18 protein-coding genes and 1 pseudogene are annotated in these 19,818 nt (G+C 37.3%); 18 read left to right on the top strand and 1 reads right to left on the bottom strand.

The window, feature by feature from the left end; genetic code table 11:
* Nucleotides 1-93 precede the first annotated feature (93 nt).
* The 15 genes and pseudogenes from R8495_RS06830 to R8495_RS06760 all read left to right on the top strand — a co-directional run bounded on the left by R8495_RS06830 (nucleotide 94) and on the right by R8495_RS06760 (nucleotide 14,661).
* A complete protein-coding gene (locus tag R8495_RS06830) occupies nucleotides 94-972 on the top strand; it encodes a LysR family transcriptional regulator (RefSeq protein WP_317634733.1) in 879 nt (292 codons plus the stop codon).
* Between the two features lie 4 nt (nucleotides 973-976).
* On the top strand, nucleotides 977-1,852 hold the full coding sequence (locus R8495_RS06825; protein ID WP_317634732.1) for an alpha/beta fold hydrolase: 876 nt from the start codon (nucleotides 977-979) through the stop codon (nucleotides 1,850-1,852).
* Nucleotide 1,853: 1 nt separating this feature from the next.
* Entirely contained in the window at nucleotides 1,854-2,768 is a 915-nt protein-coding gene (locus R8495_RS06820) for a LysR family transcriptional regulator (RefSeq protein ID WP_317634731.1), read from the top strand.
* A 165-nt stretch (nucleotides 2,769-2,933) separates the two neighbouring features.
* A pseudogene (locus R8495_RS06815) lies at nucleotides 2,934-3,593 on the top strand (NAD(P)H-binding protein).
* Nucleotides 3,593-4,408: an SDR family oxidoreductase gene (locus R8495_RS06810; protein WP_317634730.1), complete on the top strand. Its 816-nt coding sequence runs from the start codon at nucleotides 3,593-3,595 to the stop codon at nucleotides 4,406-4,408. The pseudogene R8495_RS06815 and the gene R8495_RS06810 overlap by 1 nt, the downstream one beginning before the upstream one ends.
* Nucleotides 4,409-5,446 carry a zinc-dependent alcohol dehydrogenase family protein gene (locus R8495_RS06805; protein WP_317634729.1) on the top strand — a complete coding sequence of 346 codons (1,038 nt, stop codon included), beginning with the start codon at nucleotides 4,409-4,411 and terminating at the stop codon, nucleotides 5,444-5,446.
* Nucleotides 5,447-5,597: 151 nt separating this feature from the next.
* On the top strand, nucleotides 5,598-6,446 hold the full coding sequence (locus tag R8495_RS06800; protein WP_317634728.1) for a PRD domain-containing protein: 849 nt from the start codon (nucleotides 5,598-5,600) through the stop codon (nucleotides 6,444-6,446).
* Nucleotides 6,447-6,563: 117 nt separating this feature from the next.
* A complete protein-coding gene (locus R8495_RS06795; protein WP_317634727.1) occupies nucleotides 6,564-8,429 on the top strand; it encodes a beta-glucoside-specific PTS transporter subunit IIABC in 1,866 nt (621 codons plus the stop codon).
* 162 nt (nucleotides 8,430-8,591) lie between these two features.
* The gene (locus R8495_RS06790) at nucleotides 8,592-9,401 is read left to right on the top strand and encodes a PTS mannose/fructose/sorbose/N-acetylgalactosamine transporter subunit IIC (RefSeq protein ID WP_317634726.1); all 810 of its coding nucleotides are present in this window, start codon (nucleotides 8,592-8,594) and stop codon (nucleotides 9,399-9,401) included.
* Nucleotides 9,398-10,279, top strand: coding sequence for a PTS system mannose/fructose/sorbose family transporter subunit IID (locus tag R8495_RS06785; protein ID WP_317634725.1), 882 nt, complete (start codon nucleotides 9,398-9,400; stop codon nucleotides 10,277-10,279). The genes R8495_RS06790 and R8495_RS06785 overlap by 4 nt, the downstream gene beginning before the upstream one ends.
* 14 nt (nucleotides 10,280-10,293) lie before the next feature.
* Nucleotides 10,294-10,737 (top strand): PTS sugar transporter subunit IIA, encoded by a 444-nt coding sequence (locus R8495_RS06780; RefSeq protein ID WP_317634724.1) that lies wholly within the window; start codon nucleotides 10,294-10,296, stop codon nucleotides 10,735-10,737.
* Complete coding sequence (locus R8495_RS06775) at nucleotides 10,712-11,200, top strand: PTS sugar transporter subunit IIB (protein ID WP_317634723.1); 489 nt, start codon at nucleotides 10,712-10,714, stop codon at nucleotides 11,198-11,200. The genes R8495_RS06780 and R8495_RS06775 overlap by 26 nt, the downstream gene beginning before the upstream one ends.
* A gap of 1 nt (nucleotide 11,201) precedes the next feature.
* Nucleotides 11,202-12,254 (top strand): tyrosine-protein phosphatase, encoded by a 1,053-nt coding sequence (locus R8495_RS06770; protein ID WP_317634722.1) that lies wholly within the window; start codon nucleotides 11,202-11,204, stop codon nucleotides 12,252-12,254.
* 63 nt (nucleotides 12,255-12,317) lie between these two features.
* Nucleotides 12,318-14,201, top strand: a complete 1,884-nt coding sequence (locus R8495_RS06765) for a helix-turn-helix domain-containing protein (RefSeq protein WP_317634721.1) — start codon at nucleotides 12,318-12,320, stop codon at nucleotides 14,199-14,201.
* Nucleotides 14,202-14,283: 82 nt separating this feature from the next.
* Nucleotides 14,284-14,661: a hypothetical protein gene (locus R8495_RS06760; RefSeq protein WP_317634720.1), complete on the top strand. Its 378-nt coding sequence runs from the start codon at nucleotides 14,284-14,286 to the stop codon at nucleotides 14,659-14,661.
* Here R8495_RS06760 and R8495_RS06755 read toward each other — a convergent pair.
* A complete protein-coding gene (locus R8495_RS06755) occupies nucleotides 14,658-15,467 on the bottom strand; it encodes a Cof-type HAD-IIB family hydrolase (RefSeq protein WP_317634719.1) in 810 nt (269 codons plus the stop codon). The two genes, R8495_RS06760 and R8495_RS06755, sit on opposite strands and share 4 nt — an antisense overlap.
* Before the next feature lie 979 nt (nucleotides 15,468-16,446).
* Between R8495_RS06755 and R8495_RS06750 the strand changes: the two genes are divergently transcribed.
* The 3 genes from R8495_RS06750 (at nucleotide 16,447) to gltX (ending at nucleotide 19,815) form a co-directional block, all read left to right on the top strand.
* Nucleotides 16,447-16,893 carry a dCTP deaminase/dUTPase family protein gene (locus R8495_RS06750; protein WP_317634718.1) on the top strand — a complete coding sequence of 149 codons (447 nt, stop codon included), beginning with the start codon at nucleotides 16,447-16,449 and terminating at the stop codon, nucleotides 16,891-16,893.
* 1 nt (nucleotide 16,894) lies between these two features.
* Complete coding sequence (radA, locus tag R8495_RS06745; RefSeq protein ID WP_317634717.1) at nucleotides 16,895-18,259, top strand: DNA repair protein RadA; 1,365 nt, start codon at nucleotides 16,895-16,897, stop codon at nucleotides 18,257-18,259.
* A gap of 68 nt (nucleotides 18,260-18,327) precedes the next feature.
* On the top strand, nucleotides 18,328-19,815 hold the full coding sequence (gene gltX, locus R8495_RS06740; RefSeq protein ID WP_317636605.1) for a glutamate--tRNA ligase: 1,488 nt from the start codon (nucleotides 18,328-18,330) through the stop codon (nucleotides 19,813-19,815).
* The last annotated feature ends 3 nt before the right edge of the window (nucleotides 19,816-19,818 follow it).

The raw sequence follows: 19,818 nt of genomic DNA, 5'->3' as shown, positions 1-19,818 counted from the left end.
TTTCTATTTCTAATTTTATGTTCGCTGTTGATCAATGTAAAATACTAGTATTGTATGATAAGCTATGCAAGAAACTTATTGATGGGGGCTTAAATGGAATTACAGGAATTATCCAATTTTATTGCGATCGCTGAGACGGGTAATATCACTAAAGCGGCAAAGCGTCTTCATATTTCGCAACCTGCCTTGTCTCGTCAGCTCCAATCGTTAGAAAAAGAATTAGGTGTGAAATTAGCTGAGCGAGATAGTCGCCATCTTTATTTGACCGAAAACGGAAATTATTTTTTGCAACGGGCAAAAGAAGTTTTAGCGATGGTTGATAAAACTAAATATGAATTACATAGTCAAAATATTGTGAGTGGCGATGTGTATCTTGGCTGCGGCGAGACGCAAGCGATGCATTTAATGGCGAAGGTTACTAAGATGATGAGGGAGCGATATCCTGAGACGTATATTCATCTTTTTAGTGGTAGTGGCGATCAACTGCGCTATAAACTGCAAGCAGGGCTTTTGGATTTCGCCCTTTTGATAGATCCTACTGATACTAAGAATTATGATTTTTTATCGCTAAACGCAAGTGATACTTGGGGCATTTTAATGCACCCGACTAATCCATTGACGTCGAAAAAAGTTATCACTCCAGCCGATGTTGACGGAATTCCCTCGATTTTTCCCCGCCAAAAATATAACTTTAGTCAAATTGAAAATTGGCTGGGGCATCCAATTTCAGACGATCAAATCATTGGAACTTACAATTTGTTGTTTAACGCGGCAGTCATGGTTCAAGAAGACGTCGGGATGGTTTACTGTTTAGACCGGTTAATTAATATTGTTAATGTTGCCGATCTGGTGTATCGACCGTTAAGTCCAGCCTTGACGACGGGAATTAATTTTATTTGGCTTAAAAATAGAACTCTCTCAAGTGCTGCTGCGGCTTTTCTTGAAATTATGCAAGAAGTGATCGGGAGGTAGTATTTTGTTGATTGCTTTTACACGTTTTCGCGCCAATAAAATGTTATCTGCTGCGCCAACTCGTAACTTGGTCGCAGCCGGTTCAAAATTCTTGAATGTTTATGAAACGGGAGCAGGTTTAAAAACATTGGTATTTTTGGCAGGTGGCGGCACACCAATGCCTGTTTATGATTTTAAGCCGCTCTATGACAAATTATCTGACAAATATCATATTGTCGTGGTCGAAAAATCAGGTTACGGCTTTAGTGATCATTCTCATGATTCCAGGGACTTGAATCAAATTTTATTTGAAACCCGTAGCGCCTTAAAAGCAGCAAAAATTAAAGGCCCGTATTTTTTGATGCCGCATTCGATGTCAGGAATTGAAGCCCTTTACTGGGCGCAACTTTACCCGGATGAAGTGGCGGGAATTATTGGTCTTGATATGGCGAGTCCAGAGGCTTATGAAAAATTAAAATTGCCATCCCAACATCTGATCAAAATGTTAGCTTTTCTCAGAAAAATTGGTTTGGCTCCATTAATTGCAGGTCGTGCGCCAGCAATGGCGAGTGGCAATTTATCCAAAGAAGATCGAAAGCTTTTTCGAGCGTTATTTGATCGAAATTGGATGTCAACAGACGTTCGAAACGAAATTAAAACTGTAAAAAATAACGCCGAGATCGTTGCAGCGAATCCTTTGCCGCAAGTTCCTTTGTTGTTGTTGGTTTCAAACGGTCAAGGAACAGGATTTACGGCACGAAGTTGGCTTAAGTTGCAGCAAAACTTGCAGTCCAAGCGAATAATACAATTTGATGCGCCACATTATTTATATCATTATGAAACTGCTGCGATTGCCCAAGAAATTGATAATTTTTTGAGTTCAGTAGGGAAGGAGAGTTAAAATGTTTCAACAAATGAAATATTTCATTTCTGTAGTCCAACACCATAATTTTACTCGCGCGGCACAAGAGTGTAATATTTCACAATCAGCGATTTCTCAACAGATTAAAGAGCTAGAAAATACGTTGGGAGTTCAGTTACTGGAACGCCGCGGGCGTAGTTTTGAATTGACGGAAGCAGGGCAATATTTTTATCAGCAAGCGCAAGAAATTATTGGAGATGTCGATAATTTAATCTCGGCGACTCAGGCAATTTCGCAGGAACAAAATAATGATTATGTTTTAAAGCTAGGCTATTTAGTTAATTTTGGCGTCCAAGAATTTTTGCAAGCGGTCGCCCAGTTTTCAAAAATGTATCCGACGGTTAAAGTTCAAATCACTAACGGAGCGCACGAACCACTATTTGAATTGTTGCGAAACGACCAGATTGATTTAAATTTCTCTGATCAACGGCGTGCCCTTTCTAATGAGTATAACAATGAATTTTTGACGGAGACAGATTATGTTGCGATTGTTGGTAAAAATTTCGCGCAAAAAGATGATAATCAAATAACCACGGATCAACTCCGCCAATTACCTTGTATTTTGGTTGGTGAATCTTCTGAGCAAGCTGAGGAAGAAAATTATTATCAGGCAGTTCTGGGAATTAAGAGCCAATTTAAAATGGTGCCAACATTTGATGAAGCTCAAATTTTGGTTGCTGCTAATCAGGGATATTTAGTGGCAAATAGTCTTACGGCTGAGCAAGTCAACAAGGAAATCAATCGAGTTTTACCGCTTCTTAAAAGAAATACTCGGCTGCATCAAAAATATTATGCTTATTGGAAGAAAGAGAATTCGGGCTTTTACATCGAAACTTTCGCTGAAATTTTGAAAAATCAATTCTATCATGATCAAAAAAATAGTGATTATAATTAAACGCATTTGGACAGCGACTGCGAATTATCAGGACGCAACCAGAACCTGGGAAAAAAGCACTGTTACTTTCAGCTTAGTTAGAAAACGATAAGTAAAACTAATGACTATGAGTATTTTTTAGAATTGGTTGTTGGAGGTCCAGCAATTAAAATATAAGGGGTGAAAATTAGCGAGGTAGTAGTGAAAAAAGTAATTATTTTAGGGGCAAATGGTCAAATTGCCCGACTAGTTGAAGATCAACTTTTGAATGACGATGTTGAGCTGACCTTGTTTTTAAGATTGAAAAATCGGGTGGCCGATTTAGCAGCTCATCCGCGGGTTAAAGTAATTGAAGGAGATTTAAAAAATAAAAAAGACGTTTTTTAGGCATTAAAGGATCAAGATTTGGTTTTTGTTTCGACTGTTGATCATGAAGTAGATAACCCAATTACCAAAAATGTTATTGAAACTGTGAAATCTAATAAAAAAGCTAGAGTGATTGCAGCTAATGTTTTAGGAATTTACGATGAAGTTCCAGGAGCTTTTGGACAATGGAATGCTGAACAAATTGGTCCAAAAGGATTAGCAACAGCTCGTAATTCTGATCAGCTTCTAGCAGAATCAGGTGTTAAGTATACGACTTTACGTTTGCCGTGGCTTAATGACCGCAACGAAATTAAGTATTCAATTACAACACGAAATGAAATTTACAATGGAGTTTCAGTTTCCAGAGAAAGTGTTGCTGATTTTATTTTAAAACTGATCAACGATCCAAATTTATATGTTAAAGAAAGTATTGGGATTGCTGATCCTGATACGCAAGGAAATGATCGGCCGGTGTATTAATGATGAAAAAAGTAATGTTAGTTGTTGGTGCTGGTCAAATTAGTATGGCGATTGCCAGAAGAATCGGCGCTGACCAAAAAATTATTTTGGGTGATAAAAACATCAATAATGCTCAATCTATTGCTAAAATTTTGCAAGAAGCTGGTTTTGACGTCGAAGCAATTGAGATGGATCTATCATCTCGCATTTCGATTCAAAACATGATTTCTAAAGGTCAAGAATACGGTGAGATTGCAACTTTAATTAATGGAGCAGGTTTGTCCCCTAGTCAGGCCTCAATTGAAGAAATTTTAAAAGTTGATTTATATGGTACTGCAGTCTTGCTTGAAGAGGTCGGAAAAGTTATTGCAGAAGTTGGCGTTGGAGTGACGATCACTAGTCAGTCAGGTCATCGGATGCCCGCATTAACGCCCGATGAGGACCGATTATTGGCGCTGACTCCTACAGAAGAATTATTAGATTTAGATCTATTAAAGCCTGAAAATGTAAAAGACACGCTTCACGCTTATCAGCTTGCTAAACGCTGCAACGAAAAACGTGTCATGGCTGAAGCTTTAAACTGGGCTAAAAGAGGAGCTAGACTAAATGCAATTGCTCCAGGAATCATTGTTACTCCATTAGCCTTAGATGAGTTTAATGGCATTCGCGGTGATTTTTACAAGGAAATGTTTGCTAAATCACCTGCTGGTCGACCAGGAACAGCCGATGAGGTCGCTGATGTGGCACAGCTATTAATGAACTCAGCTTTTATCACCGGATCAACTTTTTTAATCGATGGCGGGGCAACTGCTAACTTTTATTATGGAGAAAAATAGATGAAAACTGCAACTTTTATTGAACCAGGAAAAATTGAATTAAGAAATTACCCGATGCCTGAAATTAAATCAGAGCACGATGCAATTATCAAGGTTGTCAGAGCCTGTGTCTGCGGGTCTGATCTCTGGTGGTATCGTGGAATTTCTAAGCGAGAAAAGAATACTCCGGTTGGACATGAAGCAATTGGGATTGTCGAAAAAATTGGTTCATCAGTCAAAAATGTCCAAGTGGGAGATTTTGTAGTTGTTCCTTTTACCCACGGCTGCGGTCATTGTGCTGCTTGTCTTGCGGGATTTGACGGGAATTGTTTAACAAAAATTGATGATGAAGTAATTGGCTATCAAGGGGAATATTTGCGTTACAAAAATGCCTCTTGGGGTTTAGTTAAAATTCCAGGGAATCCTAATGATTATACAGATGATGAATTAAATGATCTTTTAGCTCTATCGGATGTCATGGCGACGGGATTTCATGCAGCAGATAGTGCTGAAGTGAAACTTGGCGACACCGTAGTTGTAATAGGAGATGGAGCCGTTGGGCTTTGTGGAGTTATCTCGGCTAAACTGCTTGGTGCCAAAAGAATCATTGCAATGAGTCGGCACGAGGATCGCCAGCGTTTAGCGAAATATTTTGGGGCCACTGATATTGTTGCTGAACGCGGCGATGAAGGGGTCAAAAAAGTTATGGATTTAACTCAAGGTAATGGAGCTGATGCAGTTTTGGAATGCGTTGGAACTGAACAAGCAGTTGAGACGGCAGTTCAGGTTTGTCGTCCAGGTGCCGTTGTTGGACGTGTTGGTGTTCCCCAAAAGTCTGAAATGAATACTAGTAATCTATTTTGGAAAAACATTGGTCTGCGAGGCGGAATTGCGAACGTTACAACTGATGACCGTAAAGTACTGTTAGATGCCGTACTAAAAGGTAAGATTCACCCCGGTAAAGTCTTTACTAAACGTTTTAACCTTGATCAAGTAGAATTTGCTTATGAAGCAATGGATCAGCGCAAGGCGATTAAATCGCTATTGGTGATTGATTAATTAGAATTAAAAATTGACAACGGTTGCACCGACCTATATAATATGAAACGTAAAAGGTGTGTTACCAATTGAATTTGGGCATAAACCTATCTTTTGATGTATCATCGAAAGGTAGGCTTTTTATTTGCTTTAACCAGGGGGAAACAGTTAATTGATTTTTATTAAAAGTTTTAATAACAACGTTGCTCTGGTTGAGGATCTAAATAATACAGAGTGGGTGGTGATTGGAAACGGAATTGGCTTTGGGAAAAAGACCGGAGATTCGATTGATGATAGTAAAATTACGAGGCGGTTTATTGCTGCTGATGCAGATAGTACTGAATTAAATACTTTAACCAGCATCTCTGAACAAACTATTATAGTTACTAATGAAGTTGTTAAGTTAGTTGAGCCATATTTATCAGTTAAATTTAATAGTTATCAGTATCTAGCTTTAGCAGACCATATTGAGTTTGCTTTGCAGCGTGCAAGCACTGCTGTTGATTTAGCTGATGGCACGACTCGGTGGAGTGTTCAAAAACTGTTTCCTCAGGAATACGAGGCAGCTGAACAATCGGTTAATTTGATTCAACAGATGACTGGTAGCCAGCTTTCAAACGGAGAAGTAGTCCTGATTGCTTATCATTTTTTGAATTTAAGGACCGATGCCCCGGGCCTTCACGATACAATTAAGATTACCAAGCTAATTGAACAAGTAGTTGATATTGTACAGTACGAATATGGGGTAAATCTAGATAGCGATTCTTTTAATTTTAATCGGTTCATTACTCATTTAAGATCATTTATGATTCAACATTTGAAAATGATAAATTCAAACAATGATGATCTTGACCCAGCGATTTTAAAATTAATGATTGCTAAATATCCGCAAGCGTATCAAACTGTTGAACGAATTGATGGTTTTTTGCAAAAGAAAGTAGGTTGGCAGCTTCAGCCGGATGAAAAAGTATATTTAACATTACATATCTGGCGGGTCACCCATCGCCAAATAAGTGAATAATCATTACCTGGTGTGTTACTGATTCGATCAGGCATTAACCCGTTAATTGCTATTTTACTAGAATTATTTAATTCTAGAATTTAGCTTTGGCGGGTTTTTATATTTTAGGAGGAAAAAATGGCTTACGAAGAATTAAGCAAGCAAATTGTTGAAAATGTTGGGGGAGTTAAAAATATTGACTCTTCATGGCATTGTGCGACAAGATTAAGATTTATTTTAAAAGATGAGAGCAAAGCTCAGACATCAGTAATTGAAGCATTAGATGGTGTTGTCACTGTTGTTAAAGCAGGAGGCCAATATCAGGTTGTAATTGGTAACAATGTTGGCGAAGTGTTTGACACGATGACTACTCAGTATCCTGAACTTGGTGGATCAACCGAAGAAGTAGTTCCAACAGAAAAAAAGAAATTAACCGCAAAAGGAGCATTTGATGCTTTTATTGGTTTTATTTCTGGTTCATTTACTCCGTTTTTAGGAGCAATGGCAGGTGCTGGAATTTTAAAAGGTTTGTTGTCTTTATTTGTTGTATTAAAATGGATGACGCCAAATACCGGAGCTTATCAAGTTTGGTACGCTGCAGCTGATGGAATTTTCTATTTTCTACCAATTGTTTTAGCTTTCACGGCTTCAAAGCAATTAAAAGTGAACCAGTATGTCACTGTTTCGATTGCAATGGCGTTGGTTTATCCGACGATGGTCGAATTGACGACGAAGCATGCAGCAATTAATTTCTTTGGAATCCCAATTGTGCCAACCACTTATACCAGCACAGTAATTCCGATTTTATTGGTAGTATTTCTGCAAAAGTATTTAGAACCGCTCTTTAATAAATTTTGGCATGAATCAGTTCGCAATATCTTGACGCCGTTATGTATGCTGATGATTTTGGTCCCCGTGACTTTTATTGTAGTTGGTCCAATCAGTACGGCAATTAGTAATGCATTAGCTGAACTTGTCATAACTCTTTACAAGAACGCTAGAATCCTTTCCGGCCTGGTTCTGGGCGGATTCTGGGAAGTATTCGTGATCTTTGGGGTTCACTGGGCATTTGTGCCAGTCATGATGAACAATTTGACCAAATGGGGATATGATCCTTTGGTTCCAATTCTTTTACCTGCTGTTTTAGCTCAAGCTGGGGCAGCGCTTGGCGTCTTCTTAAAAACTAAAGACGAAAAAATGAAGGGATTAGCTGGTTCCAATACGATTACTGCAATTTTCGGAATCACTGAGCCAACAGTTTATGGAATAACTTTAAAAATGAAAAAGCCATTTTACTGTGCTTCGATTGCTGGTGCAATTGGAGGCGCGATTGTTGCGGCTTCTGGAGTTCACGCCAACTCAGTCGGCTTAGTGAGCATTTTGACAATTCCAACGTTCATCAGTAAAGGATTTGCAATATCGTTAATTGGTGACGCGCTAGCATTTGTTTTAGGGACAGTTCTTACGATGGTTTGGGGTGGAGTAAATGATAATTTAGCTCCCGCTGTAACTGATTCAAAACAAGAAGAAGCGATTTCTTCGACTAGCTTAAATCCTGAAACGTTAAAAAGTCCTTTGACTGGTTCAGTCGTAGCTTTAAAAGATGTAAAGGATGAAGTATTTTCAAGTGGAGCAATGGGAGCTGGTGTTGCAATTGAACCAGAAATTGGGGAAGTTGTTGCCCCAGCAGATGCAACTGTTCAAATGATTTTCCCAACAGGGCATGCGATCGGCTTGTTAACTGATCAAGGTGCTGAAATTTTGATTCATATTGGCATGGATACCGTGCAGTTAGATGGCAAGGGATTCGAGATGTTGGTTAATAAGGGAGATCGCGTCAAAAGCGGTCAATCTTTGGTGAAGTTTGATATGGCAGTTATTAAAGAAGCAGGGTTAGCACTAACCACCCCAGTGATTATTACCAATAGCAAGGACTATCAAGAAGTTAATGTAATTGCTAGTGATCAAGTTAAAATATCAGATCCATTGATTGATCTAAAATAAAAAAATTTAAAAAACCAATTCAAAGCAGTTTAAGCTTTGAGTTGGTTTTTTTGTTATCCTTCTAATCTCCCCGCAAATATTTGCCTCTTTAATTGGCAAATACATATCTGGTCTTTGATGTAAGCGCATTCTATACTTGGTTATATCAAGGAGGAAACAAACATGTCTTTTGTACAAGCACTTTTGATTTCACTGTGGGCTGGTTATTGTTCTTATGATGATCAAGGCCCTCAAATGCTACGAAGGCCACTTTTAGTTGGTCCAATTATTGGTTTAATTTTAGGGGATATGAAAACGGCTCTTATTATCTCAGGAACATTGGAACTGATGTGGATGGGATTAGGGAATATGGCTGGTTATCAAACGCCAGATATGATTGTCGGGACAATTGTTGGAGTAAGCGTCTCAATTACTTCAGGCACGGGGTCGACCCCCCAAGGGATTGCGGCAGGTGTTGCTGCTGCGACTACAGTTGCTGTTTTAGTTCAACAATTATTGCTATTCGCTCGATTTGTAAGGCAGTTATTTGAGCCTTGGGCTGATAAAATCGCACTTACTGGTGATTTCGATGGAATAATGAAAATTAATATTGTGGCAGTTATTTTTCAGTTTATGTTACGAGCAATTCCAACTTTTTTAGTGGTTTATTTTCAAAAAGGGGTCGTCGACAAGGTTTTAGCCGTAATTCCTAAAAATATTTTGAGCGGGCTTGGAATCGCTGCATCAATTTTACCAGCAGTAGGTCTTGCAATTTTAATGACGATGATGATGAAAGGGACACTTTGGCCATTTTTAATTTTAGGGTTTGTATTATCAACTTATCTGAAATTAAGTGTTTTACCAGTTACTTTAATTGCGTTGTCATTTGCAATCATTTATATGTTCGTTATGGAAATTATGGATAATCAAAAAGAGATGGCGACGAAATCGGCGGTAACCCAAGTAGATGACGAAGAGGAATATGACCTATGAGTAAAGACGTTCAAATTACTGAAGAAGAATTAAACGCAAACAAGAATACCCAAAATAAGGGAACTTACCAGAAAATAACCCGTAAAGACCTAAATAAGATCTATTGGCGGCTTCAAATTTTTGGCCTGGGGTTGACTTCTACCAACGATAATATGCAGGCCATTGCCTTCTTAACCGCGATGGTGCCAGCTTTAAAACGTTTATATGCAAAAGCAGATCTCAAGACTAGAGTAAAGGCGATGCAGCGTCATTTAATGATGTTTCTTTCGCAGAATACAGCTAGCGGGATGATCTTAGGAATCACGACAGCGATCGAAGAAACAACTAATGAAGATGAAAAAGAGGCAGTAATCGCGGTCAAAGCTGGTATGATGGGGCCACTGGCTGGAATTGGCGATAGTGTTTTTAAGATCACGATTCAGGCGATTGCTGGTAGTATTGGAGCAGCTTATGCTCTTCAAGGGAACTTCCTCGGCCCAATCCTTATGTTTATCATTTATAACGCAATCAATATTGCAGTTAAATATTATGGAATAATCGCTGGGTATGAAAAAGGAATCCAATACATTCAAAGCGGTGAACAAGCCAAAGTGATGCAAAAAATCATTAATGTTTCTACGATGGTTGGTGTTATTGTTCTAGGATCTTTAATCGCTCAGTACGTAAAAATCAATGTTGGAACTGTGATTAGGATGGATAAGACAACGATTAAAATCCAGAAACTCTTAGACGGAATTATGCCGCAGTTATTACCACTTCTTTTTACACTGTTTCTTTATAAGTTACAGGATTATATGCCTAGAAAATACATGATTTGGCTGATTTTTGGAATTTTGGCACTGGGAACAGTTTTGGCAGTCGGCGGAATTTTAGTCTAATAAAGGAGAAATGAATGTCATTGAAAATAATTTTGGCTAGTCATGGTAAGTTTGCTTTAGCTGCTTTGCAAACAGCAGAAATGATTATTGGAAATTCGCAGGAACAAGTGACCGTTATTTCGGTTACTCCGGGTCGAACGTATGATGAATGTTTAGCTGAATTACAGACAATTTACCAACAGTATCAGAAACCAGGACAGGAAGTATTAATTTTAGTTGATATTTATGGGGGAACACCTGCAAATATTTCAACTTATCTGACTTTGACCGCGGAAAATGTTCAAGTATACTCAGGACTAAACTTGCCGGTTTTGATGGAATTATTACTTTCAAAACCAGAAAATTTAGCCGATGCTAAAAAGATTGTTAACGAAATTGGTCAAAATGTAATGACCGATATAACTGCAGCTTCAAAAAAGGAGGTAGATAACAATGGCGATCAAATGGATTCGTATTGATGATCGATTAATTCACGGGCAGGTGGCAAGTTCTTGGTTACGTTACATTGGAGCTGAACAAATTCTTTGCATCAGTGATCGGGCCGCCACTAATCCCGTGCAAGAACAAGTGTTAAAGATGGCAGCACCTGGTTACATAGTTCACGTGTTTGATGTCGAAAAATTTATAAAAATATATCAGAAAAAACCAATTAAAAAAACTACTTTTCTTATTACTGATAGTACTTCTAGTGTTTTAAAAATGAAGAATGGGGGAGTCGAATTTTCCGAGGTAAATTATGGAGGCATGAGGACACGTGATGACCGCACGGTAATTTACGATTATGATTTATGTTTTACCCCCGAGGAAGATCATGATTTACATGAGCTAATTGATCAGGGAGTAAAGATTAATTACCAGATTGCAGCTTATGATTCTCCAGTTCCAATTTTGGATCGTATTAAACAAGCTGGGGGTAAGTAAATTGTCCCTTGATTATGTCGAAGCTTTTTTTCTAAAAGATGGTCAAAATGAATTGCATCTTCAAACTGAAGACAAAATTGCCAAATATAAACTGTATTGGACCGAAGATCTTGATCGTTATACGAAAAATAAGCACTTTTTATTAGAATCAGAGCAAAAAAAACTAAAATTTGAATTTAATTATAACTCTCAAAAAGTTAACTATTTTATCATTGAATGGCCCAAACAAGATCCGATTTTGTTTGGATATCGAATTTTGCCCTTAGCGGGGATGTATAATTTTCGTGATATTGGCGGTTATTTAACCGAGGATGGTAGAAGAATTAAGTGGGGAGTTGGTTATCGTTCTGATTTTTTAACTAATCTGAGACCAGCGGGAGAAGATTTTTTCAAATCACTTAAAATTAAATCAATTATCGATTATCGGAGTCCAAGCGAAATTGCTGCGGATCCTAATCCAGTAATTGATCCAAAAATCAAAAATTTTCAGTTTGATCCAGAAGCTGATACGGCGCGAGAAGCTGGTAAACTTCAGTCGATGAAGGCAACACAAAGTTTAAAAGAACGTGCTCAGCAGGCTTTAGCTCAGGGGCAGACTGGGATCCAGAAAATGATCAATCAACAACTTGCATTTGTAACCAGTCCAAACAGCCATCTAGCTTTTGCAAAATCATTGAAAATTATCGGCAATGCTCAAAATTTACCTTCGATGCAGCACTGTCGCGGCGGAAAAGATCGCACGGGCTTTGCTTTAATGCTTCTAGAAGGATTGCTAGGGGTACCAAAACAGACGCTAATTTATGATTATCTATTGACTGAGCGGGCGCGAGCTGAGAAAAATCAGCGCTATTACCAGTATTTTTTAAAAGAGACCAACGATGAGCAATTAGCAGGTTATCTGTATTCTCTTTATGATACTAGAGCAGAATTTATCGAAGCATCAATTGATAAAATTATCACCAATTACGGGAGTTTTTCCAACTACGCTATTGAGGTTTTAAAGTTACAAGCTAAGGACCTTCAAAATTTAAAAACGAACTTTTTAGAAGATTGATATAATAACGAGGTGAATTAATACGCCTCTTTTTTTGTAACAAACAAGATGTGGGGAAGATCATTGTTTCTAACCTTTAGGGAAATAAAAATTTTAAAGTCTTTGTTAACCAGCGAATTTGTTGAAATTGAAGACATTATGCGTTATTGCAAAATTTCATTGCGGACCGCGCAGGATGAATTAAAAATTTTGAAATCTGCAATAGTTGACTGGAAGCTGCCAATTAAAATCGTCAATCAACGAGGCAAAGGCTATACAATAGACTATAATTCGCAAGATATTCCAAAAATCAAAGAGATCAAGCGGTACTGTCAAGAATATTTAAATCAAAATATTAATCATATTTTCCAATATCATAGTCGAGTACCAGCAATTTGCCGCAATTTATTTTTAAATAATAACATTTACCTAAAAATTGAAAGTCTTGCCCAACTTCTTCACGTTAGTGAATCAACAATTGCTAAGGATATGCCGTATGTACGAAAATTTTTAGCAATGTATGAATTGAAAATTCAATCCACTCCTTACAATGGAATGCGAATTGTTGGGACAATCATAGCACAAAGAAGTTGCATGGTAGATCTATTTACGGTTTACAGATCGTCAATCGTGCCATTAGTTGAAAACGAGAATCTTCAGCAGTACCGTTTTTCTAATACTAAGATTGAAGAAATATATAACCGAGCGAAGAAAGTTGTCTTAAAACATCATCTTTTGATATCCGATGATGGTTTTATTCGTTTAGTTAAATACCTTCTAATTATTTCATACACCCCTGAGCTGTCAAATTTTCTGACTAAAGACTTGTGTAACTTGCAAGAATATAAGGCATCTGAATCTTTATTAAAGCTAATCGACTCGCACCAGAGTGATCAAGAAATAGTCGCTCTGACTTTGTTTATTTTAAGCAATAGCGAGACGCAGCGGTTTTCTAAGGATCGAAGTGTTTGGCAACAGTTAGTACCAGAGGTTGATAAACAAATTCATCAATTGATAGTTAAAATGTATCAGGCCTATGATTTAGATTTGTCTCAAAATGATCATTTCAAAGAACTAATTTACAATTTTTCGATTAAATATGGATTAAAAAGAAAATACGGATTATATGCAATTGAAAAACTTTATAACCACAAGCAGATAGTTAGAAAATTACCGTCGTCCTCCGCATTAGCTTCTTATATCATTTTTTATCTTTTTGAATGGCGTGAGAGCGATTTTTTTGATCAAATTTATTTTGATTTTGTCATCAGTGTCTACATTTTTACCTGTCATCTTGAAAATGAATACTATCCCACAAATATTCTTTTGGTTAACGAAAACGGTAAGCCAGCCAACGATAGTTTAATTAAAAAATTGAATATTAATCATTACCAGATAGCTTTGGATCAACGTTATTTATACGAATTATCGGAAGTTGATTTTGATAAATATGATTATATGCTGATTTCTGAAGGAATTGATCTTGATTTGAGAAATGTATCTATTCCGCTAATTCCATTTAATTTTTTCTTGTCAAATGATTTTACAATTAATCTGTGGGAAAATATCTTTGCTGCTAAACGCAAAATCGGTGCAGTCAGTAATTACCTGACGAATACTTTGATTGTAAATTTAAATGGTGGAGAAACAGAATCCTTAGAACAAATTTATGAATACGTTTATCATCAAACAAATTATTCAAGAAAAATGAACTTTAAAAAGTTTAAAAGGATGATGGAGGTTCTTATTTATAATGCAATTGATAATTCTGCGGGGACGTTAAAGTACTTAAATGTATTTACTAATCAGTTATTGTCAAATATGAGCATTTTATTTAAGTTCGAACAGGAATTCACAATCAATGGCCGAACGGTCTCGGGGATTCACATAATTTTTTTGAATAGTTCCAAGGGATTATTGGAAATAAAAAATGGCGACTCGGAGTTGAGACGTCATTTTGATAATTAAGTTAATCACTATCATTAAAAAGAGCCTTTTTAGTTGCCACAGAATCCGCTACAATAAAATCAGTTAAAAGAAAGGAAGAGAAATGTCGTTTATTTGGCACCGAAAAGGTTATCTTGTTCCATTGGCGCTTTTAATCGGAGTCCTAGTGGAACTTTTATTGTTTGGGGTAAGTTATGCTTTTGTTAAAGTTGATATAGTTCGAAAAATCTTTGAAATTATGAGCGTAGCTTCTTTGTTTTTGCCTGCCTTACTTAATCATTTGTTTACTAAGTTTTTTGTTGATGATAAAGAGGTTCGGGAAGTGAAGGACTCCGACGGAAAAATAATCTTGGTCAAGGATTTCAGCACTTTTTTCTATCTACGTAATCGCTTATGGACTAGGATATTCTTCTACGGAGTAATCGTGACAATGGTTTGTGCACTATTACTTGGTGCTTTGGGTTGGGTCAAGCCGCTTTAGAATGTATTCAAGGCAAATTTTTCAATTGCTTTAGCAACGCCATCGTGATTATTGTCATCCGTTTCGACCTGTGCTATTTTTTTGATTGCAGGAATAGCATTGCCCATTGCAACACCTAAACCGGCCGTTTCAATCATTGAGAGGTCATTTGTTTCGTCACCTATTGCCATCGTTTCTCTTAGATCAATCCCTAATTTTTTGCTGAGAGCTCGCATTCCGTTGCCTTTAGTTGCGTTTTTGTTCAAAAATTCAATATTATTTGGAGATGAGCGAATGACATTGAGCTTTTTATAGAAAGTTTCAGGAATTTTTAGTTCAATCTGATCTAAAACATTCGGGCCATCGTTAGCCATCGCTTTAATGTAAGTAAGATTTGGGGGCAAATCCCCCTCCTCAACGATATTTAGCGGTAAATGCGTCATGAAATTCTCAAAACTTACATGCCAGTTGACGTGGTGCCATGTGGTATAGGCGTCGATTGGAGTTTGAAATTCAACATTCGTTCCATGGATTCGGTTAAAAAGATCTATTTCTAAAACGTCCTGGTAAGTTAGAGCAAATTGTTGGATCGGCTCACCACCAACTGTTTGAATTAATCCACCGTTATAAGTAATCACGTAATCTGAGTCATCTAGTTCTAAATAATCGATTACTGAATCCACGCCAGTTAAAGGTCGACCGCTAGTGATAATAATTTTAATTCCCAGCTTTCGTGCCCTAGCGATCACCTCTTTAGTGTAGTTTGTGATTTTGGTTGAATCATTAAAAAGTGTTCCGTCTAAATCAATGCAAATTAATTTGATCATTATTTTCCCCCGATACGGTTAATATAACAGAATTTAAAGCAAAATAAAAACTCGATGAGGGAGGGTCACCGGGTTTAAATATTTGGGAATATGTAAGTTGTTGTAGAGAATTAGGAGAACTCTTTGGGAGGAGTTAATGATTAATTTCTACACTTATTATGATACGGCCCAAGTGTGAAGAAAGTTTGATCTAATTGGCAACAATTTGTAAATAAGCTTAAAGCAAAATAAAAACTCGATGAGGGAGGTCACCGAGTTTAAATATTTGGGAATATGTAAGTTATTGTAGAGAATTAGGAGAACTCTTTGGGAGGAGTTAATGATTAATTTCTACACTTATTATGATACGGTCTAAGTGTGAAGAAAGTTTGATCTAATTAGCAACAATTTGTAAATAAGCTTAAAGCAAAATAAAAACTCGATGAGGGAGGTCACCGGGTTTAAATATTTGGGAATATGTAAGTTGTTGTAGAGAATTAGGAGAACTCTTTGGGAGGAGTTAATGATTAATTTCTACACTTATTATGATACGGTCTAAGTGTGAAGAAAGTTTGATCTAATTAGCAACAATTTGTAAATAAGCTTAAAGCAAAATAAAAACTCGATGAGGGAGGTCACCGGGTTTAAATATTTGGGAATATGTAAGTTGTTGTAGAGAATTAGGAGAACTCTTTGGGAGGAGTTAATGATTAATTTCTACACTTATTATGATACGGTCTAAGTGTGAAGAAAGTTTGATCTAATTAGCAACAATTTGTAAATAAGCTTAAAAGCAAAATAAAAACTCGATGAGGGAGGGTCACCGGGTTTAATTTTAAAAGTGTTGTGAAATGTTTGTAGAGATTTAAATAACTCTTGGGAGGAGTTGCTAAATAATTTCTACACTCATTATAATAGAGAACAAGTATGAAGAAAGATTGATATAAAATTTAAAATAATGTGGAATCTTTTGGAGATAAAATTTAAGGAGCTAGAATTAATGCGTGGATTTAAAATTGTAAGTAAATATCAAGGTCAAGAAATTAATTTGCCTGAGCGGCAAAGCAGTGGCTCAGCAGGATATGATTTTGAGGCAGCAGAAGATTTGATTATTAAGGCCCATCAAGCTAGGCCAGAATTGATTCCGACGGGAATCAAGGCGTATATGCCCGACAATGAATTCTTGATGTTGGTTAATCGGTCAGGCAATCCTAAGAAAAAAGGATTAGTGATGCCAAATGGGGTTGGAATTGTTGATTCAGATTATTTTGATAATCCTGGAAATGAAGGCGAAATATTTTTCCAAGTGATAAACATTAGGGATGATGATATTCTAGTCAAAAAAGGCGAAAGAATAGGACAAGGAATTTTTATGCCTTTTCTTATGGCTGAAGGTGATGAAGCGATCGGCCAAAGAATTGGTGGATTCGGTTCTTCAGGAGATTAAAATGGCAAAAAGTAAAACGATTTATGTTTGTAGCAATTGTGGCTATGAATCAGCGGTTCAATATGGGGTTTGCCCCAATTGCCACGAATTTGATACGATGAAGCCAGCTCAAAAAAAAGCAACTGCTCCACTTAAGCAAAAGTCTCTAATCGGTGAAGAAGCGGTTGCGCGTTCAATTGACGAAATCTCAATTGATGATTTGGCCCGGATTGAAACGGGTGTGGGAGAGTTTGATCGAGTTCTTGGTGGAGGTGTCGTTCCTGGCTCATTGGTGCTCATCTCGGGAGATCCAGGAATTGGTAAATCCACGATCCTTTTACAAATTGCTAGTAGAATAGTTCAGCAAGGGAAGAAAGTTCTCTATGTTTCGGGTGAAGAAAGTGCAACTCAGATTAAACGGCGGGCGGAAAGGTTGGCAGTCAGCGGCAAAGATTTAATCATTCTTTCAACCAGTGATTTCGATCAAGTTGAAAGTTTGATTGAGTCGGTTAAACCAGATATTTTAGTTGTAGATTCGATTCAAACGATGGAATTAAATGAGATCGATAGTCCGGTCGGCAGTGTATCACTAGTCAAAGAATTAACGAGCCATTTGATGAAAATAGCTAAAACTCAAAATATTACAACTTTCATTGTTGGTCATATTACTAAAGATGGGACCATTGCGGGGCCTAAAATTTTGGAACACATGGTCGATACGGTGATTTATATCGAAGGCGACAAATTTCATTTGTACCGCATTATGCATACAGTTAAAAATCGTTTCGGTTCGACTGATGAAATTGGTCTTTTTGAAATGCACGAGAATGGCTTAAAAGAAGTTTTGAATCCTTCTGAATTATTTCTGCAAGAACGCCTTAAAGGGGCAAATGGTTCGGCGGTAGTTGTTTCAATGGAGGGTACTAGACCGATTTTAGTCGAAATCCAGGCATTATTAACGCCAACTCTTTTTGGGAACGCCCGTCGAACCGCAACAGGGATTGATTTTAACCGCGTATCTTTAATAATGGCAGTTTTAGAAAAACGAGCCAACATTCTGCTTCAAAATCAAGATGCGTATATTAAGGTCACTGGTGGAGTTCGTCTGGATGAACCAGCAATCGATTTTGCTTGTGCAATGGCAATTGCCTCAAGTTTTAAAAATAAAGAAATTCCAGCAACTGATTGTTTTATTGGCGAGCTAGGGTTAGCTGGCGAAGCAAGAAGTGTTAATCGAATTGAACTGAGGATTGCCGAGGCTGAGAAATTAGGATTTAAGAAGATCTTTGTTCCAGCTAACAATTTAAAGAACTATCATGAGAAACCTTCAATCAAGGTTGTCGGCGTAAAAACCTTGGCCGAAACAATAAAAAAAGTCCTTGGGTAAGCCATAAAATCAGATAAGTGCTATTATTATAAGAGATTTCTATAAATTTTCGGAGGATGGGATTAATTTTGAAACCAGAAAAAGTTAGAGTACGTTATGCACCTAGTCCAACTGGGCATTTACACATTGGAAATGCTAGGACAGCTTTATTTAACTATTTATTCGCCCGTAACATGGGGGGAGCTTTTGTTATTAGAATTGAAGATACTGATCTTAAAAGAAACGTTGCTGATGGAGAGATGTCGCAGCTTGACAACTTAAAATGGCTTGGTATCGACTGGGATGAAGGTCCAGATGTCGGGGGAGATTACGGACCTTATCGTCAATCTGAGCGTAATGATCTATATCACAAGTACGTAAAAGAGCTTTTAGATAAAGGTTTAGCTTATGAATCTTACTTAACAGAAGAAGAGTTGACTGCGATGCGTGATCGCCAGCAAGAAGCTGGGATTATGCCGCACTATGAATATGAGTTTGAAGGAATGACCGATGCTCAAATTGAGGAAGTCATTGCCGAAAAGAAGGCTAGAGGATTAAAGCCAGTAATAAGAATTCGTCTGCCAAAAGACCACGTTTTCAAATTTGATGATATCGTTAAAGGCGAGATCGAGTTTAATAGTGATAGCCTTGGTGGAGACTTCATCATTATGAAAGAAGACGGACAACCAACCTACAATTTTGCAGTTGTTGTTGATGATCATTTAATGGAGATCACGCATGTTCTAAGAGGTGACGATCATATCGCTAATACTCCTAAACAGCTTGCAATTTATGAAGCACTAGATTGGCAAGCTCCATTATTTGGCCACATGTCATTGATTATCAATCAGGCAACAGGTAAAAAACTCAGTAAACGTGATGAAACTATTTTGCAGTTTATCGAACAATATCGTAGCTTTGGTTATCTACCAGAAGCAATGTTCAATTTCATTACGCTTTTAGGTTGGTCACCAGTTGGTGAAGAAGAAATTTTTACGAAGAAGCAGTTTATTAAACAGTTTGATCCTAGCAGACTGAGCCGCTCACCAGCTAAGTTTGATCAGAAAAAATTGGAATGGATTAATAATAAATATGTGAAGGCTGCGCCATTAAGTCGCATTTCACATATGTGCCTTTTGAATTTAATCGCCAATGGTAAAGTTGAAGAAGACCCGGATGAAAAGAAAATTGCTTGGATTCGTTCATTAGTTGCGCTCTTTAAAGATCAAATGAGCTATACAAATCAAATCTTAGAATTGTCAGAACAGTTTTTCCGTGAAATTCCAGAATTGGGTGAAGGAGAGAAAGAAGAGTTACAAGACCCTTCAGCTTCTTTGGTTTTAAAAGATTTTTATAGTAAAATTAAAGATCTTAGTCCATTTACTTCAGTAGCAATTGCTGATGTAATTCAAACAGTTAGAGACGATACTGGAACTAAGGGCCGCCAACTCTATATGCCAATTAGAATTGGCGCGACTCGTTTGATGCATGGTCCATTTTTAACCGATGAATTAGAAGTAATTGGTAAAGAAAAGGTAGTTACAAACCTTGAATTAACCTTACAACAAATTTCGTAGAGG

It is taken from the genome of Xylocopilactobacillus apicola (assembly GCF_033095985.1).
GTDB lineage: Bacteria > Bacillota > Bacilli > Lactobacillales > Lactobacillaceae > Xylocopilactobacillus > Xylocopilactobacillus apicola.
Note: the sequence above shows the minus strand (reverse complement) of the source record. Positions and strands in the feature narration are given on the sequence as shown.